This window comes from Aeribacillus sp. FSL k6-2211, assembly GCF_037966125.1.
Lineage (GTDB): Bacteria > Bacillota > Bacilli > Bacillales > Aeribacillaceae > Aeribacillus > Aeribacillus composti.
Map to the genome: position 1 here is coordinate 2726739 of NZ_CP150190.1, position 15816 is coordinate 2742554.

The 15816-nt window shown below is 37.2% G+C and carries 16 protein-coding genes; 2 read left to right on the forward strand and 14 right to left on the reverse strand.

The features are described from left to right. Nucleotides 1-47 precede the first annotated feature (47 nt). From NSU19_RS13160 to rpmG, 7 genes are all read right to left on the reverse strand, one after another. Complete coding sequence (locus tag NSU19_RS13160; RefSeq protein ID WP_144596790.1) at nt 48-1958, reverse strand: LTA synthase family protein; 1911 nt, start codon at nt 1956-1958, stop codon at nt 48-50. A gap of 494 nt (nt 1959-2452) precedes the next feature. Then, on the reverse strand, nt 2453-3421 hold the full coding sequence (locus tag NSU19_RS13165; RefSeq protein ID WP_311066320.1) for an ROK family glucokinase: 969 nt from the start codon (nt 3419-3421) through the stop codon (nt 2453-2455). Then, nucleotides 3411-3641, reverse strand: a complete 231-nt coding sequence (locus NSU19_RS13170; RefSeq protein ID WP_066247571.1) for a YqgQ family protein — start codon at nt 3639-3641, stop codon at nt 3411-3413. Before NSU19_RS13170 ends, NSU19_RS13165 begins: the two co-directional genes overlap by 11 nt. A gap of 86 nt (nt 3642-3727) precedes the next feature. Further along, nucleotides 3728-5257: a rhomboid family intramembrane serine protease gene (locus tag NSU19_RS13175; RefSeq protein ID WP_063388085.1), complete on the reverse strand. Its 1530-nt coding sequence runs from the start codon at nt 5255-5257 to the stop codon at nt 3728-3730. 310 nt (nt 5258-5567) lie between these two features. Beyond that, nucleotides 5568-6359, reverse strand: a complete 792-nt coding sequence (locus tag NSU19_RS13180; protein ID WP_130156347.1) for a DUF92 domain-containing protein — start codon at nt 6357-6359, stop codon at nt 5568-5570. Then, on the reverse strand, nt 6356-6925 hold the full coding sequence (locus NSU19_RS13185) for a 5-formyltetrahydrofolate cyclo-ligase (protein ID WP_063388083.1): 570 nt from the start codon (nt 6923-6925) through the stop codon (nt 6356-6358). Before NSU19_RS13185 ends, NSU19_RS13180 begins: the two co-directional genes overlap by 4 nt. Nucleotides 6926-6992: 67 nt before the next feature. Beyond that, nucleotides 6993-7142 carry a 50S ribosomal protein L33 gene (gene rpmG, locus NSU19_RS13190; protein ID WP_063388082.1) on the reverse strand — a complete coding sequence of 50 codons (150 nt, stop codon included), beginning with the start codon at nt 7140-7142 and terminating at the stop codon, nt 6993-6995. A gap of 219 nt (nt 7143-7361) precedes the next feature. Here rpmG and NSU19_RS13195 point away from each other — a divergent pair, with 219 nt between their 5' ends. Both NSU19_RS13195 and NSU19_RS13200 read left to right on the forward strand, forming a co-directional pair. Continuing rightward, nucleotides 7362-7727 (forward strand): hypothetical protein, encoded by a 366-nt coding sequence (locus NSU19_RS13195; protein ID WP_063388081.1) that lies wholly within the window; start codon nt 7362-7364, stop codon nt 7725-7727. Further along, a complete protein-coding gene (locus NSU19_RS13200) occupies nt 7724-8269 on the forward strand; it encodes an endolytic transglycosylase MltG (RefSeq protein WP_066247568.1) in 546 nt (181 codons plus the stop codon). The genes NSU19_RS13195 and NSU19_RS13200 overlap by 4 nt, the downstream gene beginning before the upstream one ends. A gap of 547 nt (nt 8270-8816) precedes the next feature. Here NSU19_RS13200 and phoU read toward each other — a convergent pair. The 7 genes from phoU to sodA all read right to left on the reverse strand — a co-directional run bounded on the left by phoU (nt 8817) and on the right by sodA (nt 15723). Next, the gene (phoU, locus tag NSU19_RS13205) at nt 8817-9470 is read right to left on the reverse strand and encodes a phosphate signaling complex protein PhoU (protein ID WP_063388079.1); all 654 of its coding nucleotides are present in this window, start codon (nt 9468-9470) and stop codon (nt 8817-8819) included. A 41-nt stretch (nt 9471-9511) separates the two neighbouring features. After that, on the reverse strand, nt 9512-10321 hold the full coding sequence (gene pstB / locus NSU19_RS13210; RefSeq protein WP_063388174.1) for a phosphate ABC transporter ATP-binding protein PstB: 810 nt from the start codon (nt 10319-10321) through the stop codon (nt 9512-9514). A 66-nt stretch (nt 10322-10387) separates the two neighbouring features. Next, the gene (gene pstA / locus NSU19_RS13215; RefSeq protein WP_063388078.1) at nt 10388-11266 is read right to left on the reverse strand and encodes a phosphate ABC transporter permease PstA; all 879 of its coding nucleotides are present in this window, start codon (nt 11264-11266) and stop codon (nt 10388-10390) included. A gap of 1 nt (nt 11267) precedes the next feature. Further along, nucleotides 11268-12209: a phosphate ABC transporter permease subunit PstC gene (gene pstC, locus NSU19_RS13220; RefSeq protein WP_063388077.1), complete on the reverse strand. Its 942-nt coding sequence runs from the start codon at nt 12207-12209 to the stop codon at nt 11268-11270. 73 nt (nt 12210-12282) lie between these two features. Beyond that, complete coding sequence (locus tag NSU19_RS13225) at nt 12283-13269, reverse strand: PstS family phosphate ABC transporter substrate-binding protein (RefSeq protein WP_117016748.1); 987 nt, start codon at nt 13267-13269, stop codon at nt 12283-12285. A 161-nt stretch (nt 13270-13430) separates the two neighbouring features. Continuing rightward, complete coding sequence (locus NSU19_RS13230; protein ID WP_311066322.1) at nt 13431-14711, reverse strand: MFS transporter; 1281 nt, start codon at nt 14709-14711, stop codon at nt 13431-13433. 403 nt (nt 14712-15114) lie between these two features. After that, nucleotides 15115-15723: a superoxide dismutase SodA gene (gene sodA / locus NSU19_RS13235; RefSeq protein ID WP_339196842.1), complete on the reverse strand. Its 609-nt coding sequence runs from the start codon at nt 15721-15723 to the stop codon at nt 15115-15117. Nucleotides 15724-15816: the final 93 nt, after the last annotated feature.

Here is a 15816-nt window from a genome sequence, read left to right on the forward strand (position 1 = left end):
CATTAATAAAACGTATAAAAAAGCTCTGACCTAATGGCCAGAGCCTTTTACTGTTTTTTTGCAGCTTGCTGCTCGGTTGAATTCGGAGATGGTTCATCCTCTTTGTCAAAAAACCGCAGCAGGTCACCATAAATAATTTCATCCGAATAATCAAGCTCATTTTTCGCTTTTTCCATATATGGTTCACATGCATTTTTATCCTCAACAGCTTCGCCTGTTGATTTGTCATAGCATATTCCTCTTGTATACACATATTGATCCGTAATAAAGCTGCCGTCCCTTAACACAACAAACGGAATACGGTCTTTTGAAAAAATATCTGTACCAAATTCGATATCGTTTTTCGTATCAATGCCTAGCAGGTTTAAAATAGTTGGCTTCAAGTCAATTTGCCCGGCGACTTGATGGAACACTTTCGGATTTTTATCGGTAACCCCTGGAATATGGATAATTAACGGAACTTTTTGCAGCTGAATCGTATCAAGCGGCGTAATTTCCTCTTTCCCTAAAAATTGTGCCATCGCTTTGTTATGGTTTTCGGAAATACCGTAATGGTCGCCGTACAATATAATAATTGAATTTTCATATAGTCCAGCTTTTTTTAGATCTTCGATGAACACTTTCAAGGCTTCATCTGTATAACGAACCGTCGTAAAATAGCGATTCACGACTCCATCTTCGGAATCAAATTCATCAATCAATTTATCTTCTTCACCCAACTCAAACGGAAAATGGTTCGTTAATGTAATATATTTCGTATAAAAAGGCTGAGGAACATTTTTCAATAATTGTACCGACTGCTTAAAGAAGTCAATATCCTTCAATCCCCATCCTACCGAATTTTCTTCCGTCACATTATAATCTCTGACATCAAAGAAACGGTCGTATCCAAGAGAATTATACATCACATCGCGATTCCAGAATGTGCGGTTATTTGCATGAAATACAGCTGTGTAATAACCGTAATCCTTTAAAATTTCCGGAGTTGCATTGTACTCATTGTTCGCATTTGTAAAGAAGACTGAGCCTCTTCCCAACGGATACAAAGAATTTTCCAATAAAAATTCTGAATCTGACGTTTTGCCTTGTCCTGTTTGATGGTAAAAATTATCAAAATAGTAGCTTTGTTTAATAAAATCATTTAAAAACGGGGTAATTTCTTGTCCGTTCAATTTCTGATTGATAACAAAGTTTTGGAACGACTCCATAGAGACGATAATGACATTTCTACCTTTTGCAATTCCATTCATTTCTTTACTAGGTTCTTTTTTGTTCGCATTTAAATAATTTTGAATTTCGACCAAGTTATTGCTGTCAGCTAACGCACGTTGTGCAGACGTTTTGGACTGCAGCAAAGAATCGTAAATATGAAAATTGTATACACCAATATTTTTGACGAGCATCTCCCTGTCAAACGTTCTTGTTAAAAGCTGCGGACGCTCTGTTTCAGCCAATCCAAGATTAAAGAAAAACACAGCTGCAACCATTAAATAATATGCTGTTTTTTCTTTGCGCATTAATTTTTCCTGTTTGCGGAAAACAGGTCTCCGTGAAAGCCAAATTAAAATGGCTATATCAACAAACATTAATATATCGACAGGTTGAATCAGCTCGGTTATGCTGCTTCCCAAATCTCCCATATTGCTAGCTTGGAAGAGCACGGGAATAGTCAAAAAGTCGTTATAAAACCGATAAAAAACAACATTAGCTAATAAGAGAAAGGTCATCACAATGCTGGCACCGATCACCCAGCGATTCCGGTTTTTGTCTTTCATAAATAATCCAATACCAAAAACAAACAGCAAAAAGCTCAGCGGATTGATGAATAAAATAATCTCTTGCTTGAAATTTTCTATTTTTATATCAAAGCTAGTTTTGTAGACAATGTACGTTTTAATCCACATAAAAAATGTCGCTAATAACAAAAAAGAAATTTTTGAAAATGTGCTTTTACGCATTTTTTTACCTCCTCAAACGGTGGACCTGCGCATTTCTACACTTAAGTGTTTTTTTCCATTTTTTAGGCATCTTAGTGAATAACTAAAGATTATCTTAATACTTCTTCCAAAAAAAATCAATGTTTTTTTACAATATATTTACAATAAGATGCTAGCTTTTTATATATTATTTTATCTCAGTACCTATTATGTTTAGACGGACAAAAATTAAAAAAGTTTCATATAAACAGAATTTGTTATAATCCAAATTTAGCTGCCAAAAAAATAGCGCCTTTTTTAAAAGCGCTATCAGATTTTCTTTGCTGGACCTCGACAAGGTACATGTCGAGTTTGGGATTGTGGCTTTAGCGCACACATACTGAAAGGAGCCGGCATCCGCCAGCTACTTTCAGATGAAAATCGAACAAATATAAAAGCAAGTGGAGAGAAACACATTGTTTTTCTCCACTTGCTTCATTTTAGGGGCTTATCGGACAATTCCTTTTTAGTCTTCCTCAATTTTCAAGTATGTACGTTTTAACCAGCCATGCGCCGCCAATTACACCTGCATCATTGCCAAGCGTTGCAAGAGCAATATCTGCTGCGGAAGCTTCATGAAAAACGAACTGTTGAAAAACATTTTTAACTCTTTTTATTAAAAATTCCCCAGCCTTTGATACTCCACCGCCAATGATAATTTTGGCAGGATTTAAAGCAGTAGCCAAGTTGGCAAGAGCAAGACCAAGATGCATCGTCATGTCGTCGACAACCTGCAATGCCATCTCATCGCCGTTTTTCGCAGCATCAAACACATCTTTTGCAGTGATCGATCCTTTTCTTTCCAATTCCCGATTCAGCGTTGATCTCCCATTAAACTCTTCCATTTTGGCTATAGCCATTCGAACTATTCCAGTTGCAGAGGCGACCGTTTCCAGGCAGCCCGTTTTTCCGCAGTTGCACGGAAAACCTCCATGCAAAACGGAAGTTATATGGCCGATTTCTCCGCCTGCGCTATTTTTCCCATGGATTATTTCTCCATTTGCAATGATTCCTCCGCCGACTCCCGTTCCGAGTGTGACGCATATTAAATCCCTTTCTCCATTCCCCGCTCCTTTCCACATTTCACCAAGAGCTGCAAGGTTGGCATCATTATCAACGATTACTTGCAAACCAGTTTCTTTTTCAAGATTTTTCTTAAGCGGATAATTATTTTCCCATCCAATATTGACAGTTCTAGAAATGATTCCCTCTGTTAAATCGACAGGGCCAGGCGCCCCCATGCCGATTCCAATCAGCTTTTGCTTCGATTCACCAAGTTCTTTCAACTTTTCGTATATAGATTGAGAAATATCACTAACAATATTTTTTCCTGATTTATCGGTAGGGATTTCCCATTTTTCAATAATCTCTCCATTTATATTGATAAATGCAATTTTTATCGTAGTTCCCCCTAAGTCCACACCAACTAGCCAATTATCGATCATATTTTTCATCCTTTACTCTTTTTCTCTTATCTTTTTCTATCATTATTTCTCGTCTTAACAATAGCATGGCCATTTCAAATTCTTTTGCGTCAATCAGCTGCGACTCAAACAGCTGCTTCACCTCCTCCTCCATTAATTCAAGATCAGCCACACGATCCCCGATGTATATGATAGTACCGAAACGTTTTAAAAGCTGTTGTATGTCGTAAATCGTTTTCAAAAACATCACCTTCTAAATAAAAATGCGGATAAGCTGCACATATTGCTAAAGTTCTTTTTTTGAAAACTTCCGAACAAGTCATCGAGCTATAGATTGTCAAGCTGTTGTTTTAGCTGCTGATATTCCGCTTTTCCCGGATCAAGCTTCAATGCCTTATCAATCGCTTCTTGTGCTTTCACAACATCATTCTGTTCTGCATATATTAGGCTAAGTACATAATAAGCTTGATGAAATGTCGGATCTTTTTCCAATACATTGTTTAAATATTCAATTGAGCTTGCCACATTGTTCAAACGATATTCCGTATAAGCAAGTAAATAGATGATTTCAACTTTTGCATCATCAAGCTCCTTCGCTTCCGAAAGCACTTCGGAAGCCTTTTGGAACTCCTTGTTCTCAATTAGTGCCTGCGCCCTTGCTAAAGCCATTTCCGAATTGCGCTTAGGGGCTATTTCATATCCATAATACCCAAGACCGAAAACGAAGATGATCGATAAAATAAGCCCCACTGCTCTCGTGAAAAATTTGGACATCCTTGGAATCTGCAGAACAAAAGCTGCCAGAAATCCGCCAATTAAACCGCCTATATGACCAGCGTTGTCCACATTCGGAATCGCCCAGCCAAGCATTAAGTTAATTAAAACTACAATCAAGATGTTGGGTCCTATTGTACGGAAAAACAATTTAGGGTTTAACACACCTAAAAACAAGAGCGCACCGAACAAGCCGAATATCGCACCTGATGCACCTGCGGACAAAAAGGGGCTGAAAGCAAAGCTTGCAAGCGAACCAGTAAATCCGGCAAACAAGTATATAAGCAAAAATCGAATCGAACCATACATTTTTTCAACAGTCATTCCAATATAATAAAGGGCTAAAGAGTTCATAATCAAATGCAAAAAACCGATATGCAATAAAATTGGTGAAAAAAATCTCCACCATTCGCCATCGTAAATGGCAGGATTGTATTTCGCTCCAAATTTTATAAGAGTATCAGAATTTGTGCTTCCCCCGTACCATTCAAGAAGAAAAAACATCACAATTTGTGCTGTTAAAAAAACATATGTAAAGAAAGGCCTGCCATTTTCAAAAAAGGAGCGTTCCAGCCTTTCCTGCCTTTTTATATAAGAAAATATTTCTTCTTTTATTCGTTCAACTGATTCAAAATTTGATTCTTCTGCTGCATAATCAAGTTTTTTCAACGAAGCCGAAAGAGCATCTTCCAAATCACCTGTTTTTTCCATTATATGCTCTTGATCCAGCAGCATTGTTTTGACGACTGTTTTCCCATGCGCAAAAGGTTCTTTAATCCGAAATTCCCAATCATCAACAGGAGGAAATGTGGTCACATAAATGTTAAGAATATTTAAGTCCCTTCTCATAGATTGTTTTCGGATCGTTTCAAAAATATGCGCCGTATGTTCAATGTCTTGAGAGATCCAATTTCCCCAGTCAATATCTTTTCTGACAAATCGTACAAGCTGAAAATATTTGTTGCGAAACGGCTCAAGCCAAACCTCCGAATGATCGCCGGATATATTGATTAGCCTGTAATTATGCTCCACCACAAGACTTCGCAAAATTTTCCAAAAAATAAAATCTAGCTGAGTCCCCATTTAAAATCTCTCCGCATGTTTTTCCTTTATTATACCAATGTGGAAGGGCAGTTTGAAGAAAAAAGCTGAATCAAAAACGATTCAGCTTTCCATTTCCACCTATTTAAAAGCACCTTGGAGAAATTTCCTGCCAATTAGCGGTATCTGCATTGTCAGTTGAATAAATTTCTCACGCATCCATTTGCTTTTTAGGCATACGTTCATAATTTTGTATCGATTTGAATATATGAAGAAAATGCCGAATACTAGAAGAATTCTTTTTAATCGCTTCATAATTTAATCCCTCCATTAATTAAAATAAACTTTTTGCTCAATTTTTATCCAAAATAAAATACGCAATTACTGTTGCAATGAAAATTGATAAAAAATTAACTGCGTCATTATTCATCCAGACAAAACCTTTCGTCTTTACCGTATATTCCCCGCAATGTATTCTTTTTTCCGTTTCAGCATGGCAGACGAGACATTTATTTTTTCGTTGAAAAAAGCATCCGAACAGCGTGTCAATCAAAGCTCCAATAAATCCAAATAATATAATGAAAGGTAAAATTTGAGCATCATTTTTTATAAAAAAAGAACTCCCCAGCGCAACAAACGAAGAACCGAGGATGGAAGCAAAAGTTCCGAGAACGGTAACAGCACCTGATGTTCCTTTTTCGACAAATTTTGGAGGAAATAAAAGAATCGGTTTTATTCGGCTTAAGCTGCCAATTTCGGAAGCCCATGTGTCCGCGTTGGCGCAAGCGAATGAAATGGTTAAAAGAATGAACCAAAAATTGCGGTCATCATGATCCACTATATTGAAAATGCTGATCAATACTGGAATCCCGCCATTTGCCAGCACTTGAACATAGTCGCGTCTTTCCCCTTTTTCAAGAATTGATGCCATTTGCGCTTTTCGTTCCTTCTTCCATTTACTGATCATGCTTGATGACGCAAAAAATAATCCAAGGGGGACCAGCCCTGGAAAACCAAAACTAAAATAGATGCTAGCGCCGACAAATACGGAGCTTATTGCTCCAGAAATCGACAAAGCTTTTGACTTATAGGAAATATAAGCGATAGTCGCAATAAAAATAATGAACAATAAAGGAATGATCATTTCCTGCACTCCACCAATTCTTTTTCAGTAATGATGATATCAACCGGAATATCATGGGATTCAATCGGCACTTCCTCAACTATTTGAAAGGAAAAAGCAAGCGCAATAGTTACATTTGCGTATTTATGTAAATAACGATCAAAATAACCCCCGCCATATCCGATCCTGTGCCCACGCCGGTCGAAGCAGATGCCAGGGACGATGAGCAAGTCAATTTCTTTTGGCGTTATGAGTGTTGTTTGCTCAAAGATCGGCTCCTGTAAATCTAAATAAACATTCTCTAATTGATCAAACGATTTTATTTCCCTGAACTCCATTTCTTTTATATTTGGGTCGCATTTAGGCACAGCTGTTTTTTTCTTTTCCTGCCAGCAGCGAAAAAATAAACTTTTTGTATCGACCTCGAAGCCTTTGGATACTGTAAGGCCAATGGTATTCGCCTCCTGCCAATAGTCTGTTTCAAAAAGAGTTTCAGCAATTTTGTTTGACCAGTCCGCATGCAATTCATGCCCCATGTTTTTTAACATCCGTTTCACTTCATTTCTGATTTCAAATTTTTTTTCCAACTTAAAAATTCCTCCCATTTACCTTTTTTATAATAAAAAAACAGCAGGAAATATCTTCCCACTGCTTTTACTTCGTTTCACGATGCAAAGCATGACTTTTGCATCTTGGACAATATTTTTTCAATTCGATGCGTTCTGTGTTTGTACGTTTATTTTTTGTAGAGATATAATTTCTATCGCCGCATTCTGTGCAAGCAAGAGTAATATTTACGCGCATATCTTTCCCTCCAAACTATTTCATGTTCAAATTCAGACTTTTATATAATATCATTTTTGCATTGTAAAATCTACATTATGTTTATTTTTGAACACAAAGTTTCAAGTCGTTTCAAATTACATTTTTTTTAAGTTAACATGAAATTTCGTTAAAAGCCGTTTTGTTCTATTAAAATATATGATATAACAATAAAGGGACAACTAATGGAAGGTGAGATGCATGGAAATTGTGATTATTATTCTTTTCCTTGTCAGCATTGCTTTATTAGGAATTGCTTATACTCAGCGTGACGATATAAAAGAGTTGGAACAAGAAGTTGAGCATTTATCCGTTTCTGCGATGCAAGAAATATACAAAATGAAAAAGAAAATGAGGGTATTGGAAGAAGAATTGCTGCAAGGAACAAACACAAAGCCTGTTTCGCAAGACACACAGTCCGTTATACACTTTGATTATTACACGAAAAACAAAATTTTATCAAAATATCAGCAAGGCATGTCAATTGCTGAAATTGCAAAATCGGAAAATGCCACAACCGATGAAGTAAAGCTAATAATCGAACAAAATAAGAGGGAACTATCATGAATAAACGAATTTTACAAGCATTCTCAGCAGGGATGATCGTTTCCACCTCAATTTTGACCCTCACTTTTTATTTAGGGAACTATGATCAAAAGGTTGTGGCTGAAAAAGAGTTGACGGACAAATCAGTTAACGAGTATTTAGCTCAAAATAATAAAATTGCTGTATCCAATAAAGAATATGAAGAATTTCTTTCTTACAAAGATACAAAAGTGAAAAATCTGAATAAAACACCTCAACAAAATGAACAGCAGCAGAAGCAGCAAAATCAAAATGCACAAAACCAAAATGCACAAAATCAAAACCAAGAACAAAAGAACAATAACCAACAAACTGAGGTAAAACCTGTAAAAGTAAATATTAAAGAAGGCATGACGACAAGCGACGTATCAAAAATACTTGAACAATCGGGCATTATTGATTCCGCCTCCAAATTTAATCAATACTTAATTAAACACGATTATCATAAGCGTGTACAAATTGGAACTTTTGAAGTAAAAAAAGGGATGAGCTACTACGAGATCGCAGAAGCCCTTACAAGATAAAAGGGGCTGCGATCCGTTTTTTTATAAATAAGATTTGAAACCAGCCGTTTGCAAAAAAAGGAAGTTTTTCAAAACTCAAAATGGTGAAGTTCAGAACCACAAAAAGATTGCCCTTATCATTTTTCTCCCATTCCCGACCGTCCGTGTTGATTATTGTCATTCCAAGATCATTGTCCCAGCCTCAATTTTGTGCTTTTCTCGGCTTTTAAATTGTCTTTTTTAATCAATAGTACTTATAAAAGCCCACCAAAATTCCATGCCTTTTCTTTCACAAAATTGCCTTATGGTCTGCCCGAAATTTTTCCATAACACTTGTCTCTTATATTTCAGACATAGACACGATATAATACTTACAATTCCATTTTATATGCGATAAACTATTTAAATCGAAAGACATAAAAAGTTCCCTTCCTATTTAGATAAATTTGGGCGGCGAACCAAAATTTATTTTAGCACTAGGAGGGGCTTTTTAGTATCGCGGAACCATTTACGAATAACATAGCGATTTTATTTATATAAAAAAGGTTTGCCTGAAAACGGCAAACCTTTAATCATTTAAAGCATAATGGCGGCCTTTAACTAAATATAAAACATTTTCCGCGATATTCGTTGCATGGTCAGCAGTACGTTCAATAAATCTTGCTACAAGAGAGAGCTGGGTAATTTGATTCATATACTCTAAGTTCTCAGGAATAATTTGCAAAAGCTCCTTAATTGCTTCACCATATAAATCATCTACTTCATCGTCTATTTCGGCTATTTTTCTTGCTAATGCAACATCTTCCTCATGGTAAGCTTTCAGCGATAAAGACAGCATTTCCGATGCCAGCTTGTGCATTTTTGTGATTTGTTCAAGCGGTTTTATAAGCGGTTCATTTCCAATTCGAATTGCTGATTTTGCGATGTTGACTGCGTTATCTGCCATTCGTTCGATATCAGCAGCTATTTTAATGGAAACAATGATTCTTCTTAGATCAATCGCAACGGGCTGCTGCTTTGCAATTAAAAGAATTGCAAAGTCATTAATTTCCTCTTCGAGCTGATCGACATTCACATCTTGCTCTAATACTTCAATAGCCAAATCGATATCCTGCTTTTCTAATGCGCGGATTGATTTGCCTAATGCAACTTCCGTCAAACTGCCGATTTCAATTAACTTGGTGTGTAACGTGTTCAAGTCAAGTTCGAATTTTTCTCTCATTTTTTTTCCTCCAACATGAACCGTGTTATTCAAAACAATTATTATCCGAAGCGTCCTGTAATATAATCTTCCGTCCGCTTATCTGACGGATTAGAAAAGATTTGGTCGGTTTCGCCAAATTCGATAACTTCTCCGTTTAAGAAAAAGGCAGTTTTATCAGATATACGTGCAGCTTGCTGCATGTTATGCGTTACAATAATAATGCTGTAATCTTTCTTTAATTCTTGAACCAATTCCTCAATTTTCAACGTAGAAATCGGATCAAGCGCTGACGTTGGTTCGTCCATCAAAATCACATCAGGTTCAATTGCTAAACAACGCGCAATACATAAACGCTGCTGTTGTCCTCCTGACAGGCCATACGCGTTTTCCTTCAACCGATCTTTTACTTCATCCCATATAGCCGCGCCTCTTAAACTTTTTTCGACGATTTCATCCAATATTTTTTTATCACGGATGCCGTGTATTCTCGGTCCATACGCAATATTGTCATAAATAGATTTCGGAAACGGGTTCGGCTTTTGGAAAACCATGCCGACTTGAGTGCGCAGTTCTTCAACACGATAAGATTTATCAAATATATTTTTTCCGCGATATAATATTTCACCGTTGATTCGAACGGATGGAATCAGCTCGACCATTCGATTCAATGTTTTGATATAAGTCGACTTTCCGCACCCAGAAGGACCGATGATTGCAGTTACTTCATTTTCATAAATGTCTAAATCAATGTTTTTTAGAGCTTGATCATCACCGTACCATAAATTTAAGCCGTTCGTTTTATAGACGATTTTCTTTTCATTCTTGTCTTCGCTATTTTGTTCATAAACAATTTCTTGTTCTTTTTTCAGTTCAGTTTTTTTCAATTCAGTAATTGCCAAAATAAAAACCTCCTTCATCCTTTTAGGAAAACCCATTTAATAACGCTTTTGAAATTTGTTTCGAATCAACACCGCAACCGAATTCATTACTATTAAGAAAATAAACAACACAATGATTCCGGCAGCTGCTACATTTTGAAATTCTGCTTGAGGTCGCGACGCCCAATTGTAAATTTGAATCGGCATAACCGTATAGGAGCTTAATAAATTCTCTGGTAAATAGTTAACAAATACAAATGCACCCGCCACAAGAAGAGGGGCTGTTTCTCCAATAGCTCGTGAAAAAGCTAAAATGCTTCCGGTAAGAATTCCAGGAATTGCAGCTGGAAGAACAATTCGATAAATTGTTTGCCATTTCGTTGCTCCCATTCCATAAGAAGCTTCACGTAACTCTTTCGGAACCGAACGGATCGCTTCTTGTGCCGCCACGACAATAACTGGCAATATTAATAAACTCATCGTTAAACCGCCTGCCAAAATGCTTCTGCCTAAATCCATTCCCCGAACAAATACTGTAAGCCCCAACAAACCAAAAACAATAGATGGGACACCCGCCAAATTCGAAATATTCGCCTGAATAAAATTTGTAAGTTTATTTTTTTTCGCATATTCCTCTAAATAGATAGCTGTTCCTACACCAAGCAGGAGGGAAATTGGAATGACCACTCCCATAACCCAAATTGAGCCGACCAGGGCTGCTTTTATTCCTGATGCAGAAGCTCTTCTAGAGGCAAAATTTTGGAAAAACTCCGGTGTTACATAACTAATTCCTTGAGTGAATATTCGGTATAACAGAATAGCAAGGACTACTAAAGCGAAGATGGTAGATACAAAAAACAGTGTTTGAAAAAAACGATTTTTCATGGCCCTTTTGCCCATCATTTTTCGAACAACCGTTTGATCAATGTACTTCATGTTAATATTCCTCCCTGAATCGGCGCGAGATAAATTGAGCTAATAAATTCATCAGCATTGTAAAGACAAAAAGCGTGGCCCCGACAGCATAAATGCTGTAATAGATTGTTGTTCCGTATCCCGCATCGCCCGTGCTGACTTGAACGATATAAGCCGTCATCGTTTGAATAGATTCAGTTGGATCAAACGTTAATTTTGGAGTGGCTCCTCCAGCCAATGTGACAATCATTGTTTCGCCAATCGCACGGGAAATTCCTAGTACGAACGAGGCAACGACTCCCGATGTGGCAGCAGGAAGTACTACTTTTAAAGCCACCTCAAATTTTGTCGCACCTAAAGCAAGTGCGCCTTCTCGAATGGAATTCGGAACAGAGCTCATCGCATCTTCTGAAAGGGAAGCAATCATCGGAATAATCATAATTCCAACAACAATGCCCGGGCTTAATGCATTGAAAAAGCCAATATCAGGGATCAATTTTTGCAAGAGAGGAGTAACAAACGTCAGAGCAAAAAAACCATATACAATAGTTGGAATTCCTGCCAAAACCTCTAAAATCGGTTTGATAATCCTTCTTGTCCGATCTGACGCATACTCACTCAAAAAAATAGCAGATGCAAGACCGACTGGAAGCGCAACAATCATGGCAATAACCGTTACTAAAAGCGTGCCAGAAACAAGAGCCATGATTCCATATGAGGCATCATCTTTTAAAAACGGATACCATTCTTTTTCAGTGATAAATTCAAAAAAAGAAACTCGTGAAAAAAACATGATTGTTTCTGTAGCAAGAGTAGCAATGATTCCGATAGTTGTTAAGATGGAAATAGCTGCTGCAACAAATAAAACGGCTGGGACCATTTTTTCCATAAAATCGCGCGTGGATTTTTTTGTTTTTTTCTCTTTGATCATTTCCCGAACCGATTTTCCTGCAGATAAAGCCATCATGAAAACCCCTTTCATGCCCATAGGAAGATGAGAAGCAAGGATGCTTCTCATCCAACCAGTCTATTTATTTTTATTTTAAACCTTCAAGCGTTTTTAACTGTTCATCATATTGCTCTTGCGGAAGTTTTACATAGCCAACTTCCTCTGCCAATTGCCCAGCGTTTTCCAAGGCAAACTTCACGTATTCATACACTTGCGGCTTTTCTTTTAATGATTTGTTGTTCACATAAAAGAATAGCGGACGGGAAAGCGGTTCATAAGTTCCTTTTTCAATCGTTTCATTTGTCGGCTCGACTGCTTCCCCTTTAGAGTTTACAATCGGTACAACTTTCAACTGGTCTTTATTTTCTAAATAGTATGCATAGCCGAAATAACCTATTGCATTTTTATCGTTAGCGACTCCTTTTACAAGTACGTTATCGTCTTCGGACAATGTCGCATCTTTTACAATCGGCTCACCGCCTAAAACAACTTCATCAAAATAATCATACGTACCGGAATCTGTACCAGGCGAGAAGTATTTAATTTTTTCATCCGGCCACTCAGGGTTGATGTCAGACCATTTTTTCGGCTCGCCTTTCCAAATTTTTGCTAAATCTTCGATCGTAAGTTTATCGACCCAGTCATTTTCTTTGTTTACAACAACGGATAAACCGTCAAAAGCAATTTTGAATTCTGTATATTCAATACCATTTTCTTCAGCAACTTTTTTCTCTTCGTCTTTAATTGGGCGAGATGCGTTAGAAATATCAGTTTCACCAGCTGTAAATTTTTCAAAGCCTCCGCCTGTTCCTGAAATTCCAATTGGAGCTTTTACATCAGGATGTTCTGCAGCAAATTCTTCAGAAACAGCTTCCATTATCGGACCAACAGTTGATGATCCATCAATAGCGATTTCACCTTCTAATTTTTGCTCGCTTGATCCGCTTTCTGAAGATGATTGCTGTCCGGAGTTTGAACCATTTGTGTTTGCATCATCCGAATTACCGCAGGCTGCTGTAAAAGCTAATACAGAACTGATCATAATGGATGACGCCAAAAATTTAAAATTTTTCATTCGGTTACTTCCCCCTATTATTTCGTGATCTCATCTTACGTATATAAGATTAACTTTCAAGTATTAAACAAGTTTTAATAGAATGTAAAGCTTTTGTAAAGCTTGTTTTTTGTGTGTATAAAGAACAGCTGATGCTGCGTAAACGGCATTCCGCATTTATTTTATCCCTTCTCTCCATCCGCTAGATTTGGCCTGTGTATGCGCTTTTCTTGTTTTAACGGGCGGTTGCTTTCTTTCAGCCTAATTTGTTTAACAAACAGATATATGAACGCATGGCCTGAACCTATTAAGAGCAATAAAAAAGGAATGGTTTTTGTTTCATTTGTCAAAGCAACTGTAAAAATAAAAAAGAGGATCGATAGGATTCTTCCTGCATTTAAAAAAATTTCTCGAACAACAATATATTCGATCCTTGCTTGCGCAATATTCCACCCTTTTCCAATCACATCATACGTGATCGAAGAGTACGGAACAAGCAAAATTGGATAGGCAATTCCGATTGCAATAGCATATATTAACAATCTTTCATAGGAAATTTGAAATAAAATGAGAAACAAGGAAAAGTATAGCATAAGCCCGCCGGCTAGAATAGCTTTTTTCCTCATTTTTTTCGTGATCCACCGAGAAGCCACAATATAAGTGAAAAAGGCTACGAAAGAATTTAGAAAACTAAATGTACCTAAAGCCATCTCACTTTTGGTCACGATGTATACAAACACATTAATGAAAAATGTAAATGTTCCTTCACGCAATCCTTGAAACACATGAGCGTTTGTAATTAATCTCCAATTTTTGTTTCTTTTTCTTTCTTGAATGATTTTCAATAAAATGTAATCTCCATGAGCTTTTCTAGACGTAAAAAAGAAGCTCAACATGACAGCAACAGTAAATAACATTAACGAAACTGCAAAAATCACTTTATACCCAATAGTATTTGTAAGTCTTGAAATAATCAGACCGGCTAACATCGGTCCAACCATCCCTGAAAGGGAAGTTAATATCCCAAGAAAGCCATTAAAAAAGTCCCGTGTTTCCGGTTCAGTAATTTCAAATGTCAACACATTAAAGGCCAGCCAATAAAAACCGTAGCCGATGCCAATGATTGCACCTAACAAATACATGTAGTTGACAGCTTGATCTTTTAAAACTAAAACGGTTAGAAAAAATGCGGCTAAAAAGGACACTCCTAGGCGAAGTACAACGACTCGATCAATTTTTTTGGATACTTTCCCAGCAATAATGAAAGCAAGCGGCTGAAAAATGACAATAAATAAATTGTATAATCCTAAATCAATCAATTCCCCTGACTGTTTCCATAAATAAACATTTACGAACGTATTCGAAAGTGCAATGCTTAATGAATAAAAACCGCCGATCATCAACAGCAGCATTAAATCATGGTCTGTTTTTCTTGATCCAATCCATTTTTTGACGTTTATCATATAAAACTCCCCTTTACTTGCTACTACTATTTTTCCTAGCTAAAGGGGAGTTATGTATAAAGAAAGGTGTTTTCGTTACCTTTCAGTGATCAGACTCAAAAAAAATGCACAGAAACCGCTGAAACGCGAATTATGTCAGTCATTTCCAAAAAATAGTAGAGTAGAAAACTGATTTCAAGGGGCTGTCCAGAAAGTCAAATCCGTTTGTGTCGTCCCATAGGTTGACCAGTTTGGATCTCTGTGTTGATTTCAAGGTCTAGTTTCTCCACCAGTTGCCTGTCAGCTACCGAACGTCCTGCCATTTACTTGGGTTGGACTTACACCAACTAGCAGATAACAGCTTAGCTGGGCGCGACAAATAAAAAAAGGCTGAGATTCGAATATCTCAGCCTCTTGTAACAGTTTATTTTGCAGCGCTGTAGCGTTTTGCCACTTCATCCCAATTCACAACATTCCAAAACGCTGCAATATATTCAGGACGACGGTTTTGGTATTTTAAGTAATAAGCATGCTCCCAAACATCAAGGCCTAAAATTGGAGTTTTCCCTTCCATAAGAGGATTGTCTTGGTTTGGAGTGCTTGTAATTTCAAGCTCGCCGTTGTTTACAACCAACCATGCCCAGCCGGAGCCAAAACGACCAGCAGCAGCTTTAGCAAATTCTTCTTTAAAAGCTTCAAAACTTCCAAATTTTTTGTTAATTGCGTCTGCTAATTCTCCAGTTGGCTCGCCGCCTCCATTCGGTGAGAGGATGGTCCAGAACAAGCTGTGATTTGCATGTCCTCCTCCATTATTTCGAACAGCTGTACGAACAGATTCAGGAACAGCGTCTAAATTAGAGATTAAGTCTTCTACACTTTTAGATAAAAGTTCAGTCTGACCTTCCAAAGCAGCGTTCAAGTTCGTCACATATGTGTTATGATGTTTTGTGTGGTGAATCGTCATTGTTTCTTTGTCAATATGAGGTTCCAATGCATCATAGTCGTATGGCAATTTAGGTAATTCATAAGCCATAATGAATCTCCTCCTTAATGATTAATATGTACTAAATGCTTTCTGCCTTGAAGCTTTCATATTCAGATTACCAAACTTATTAAAATGATGCAA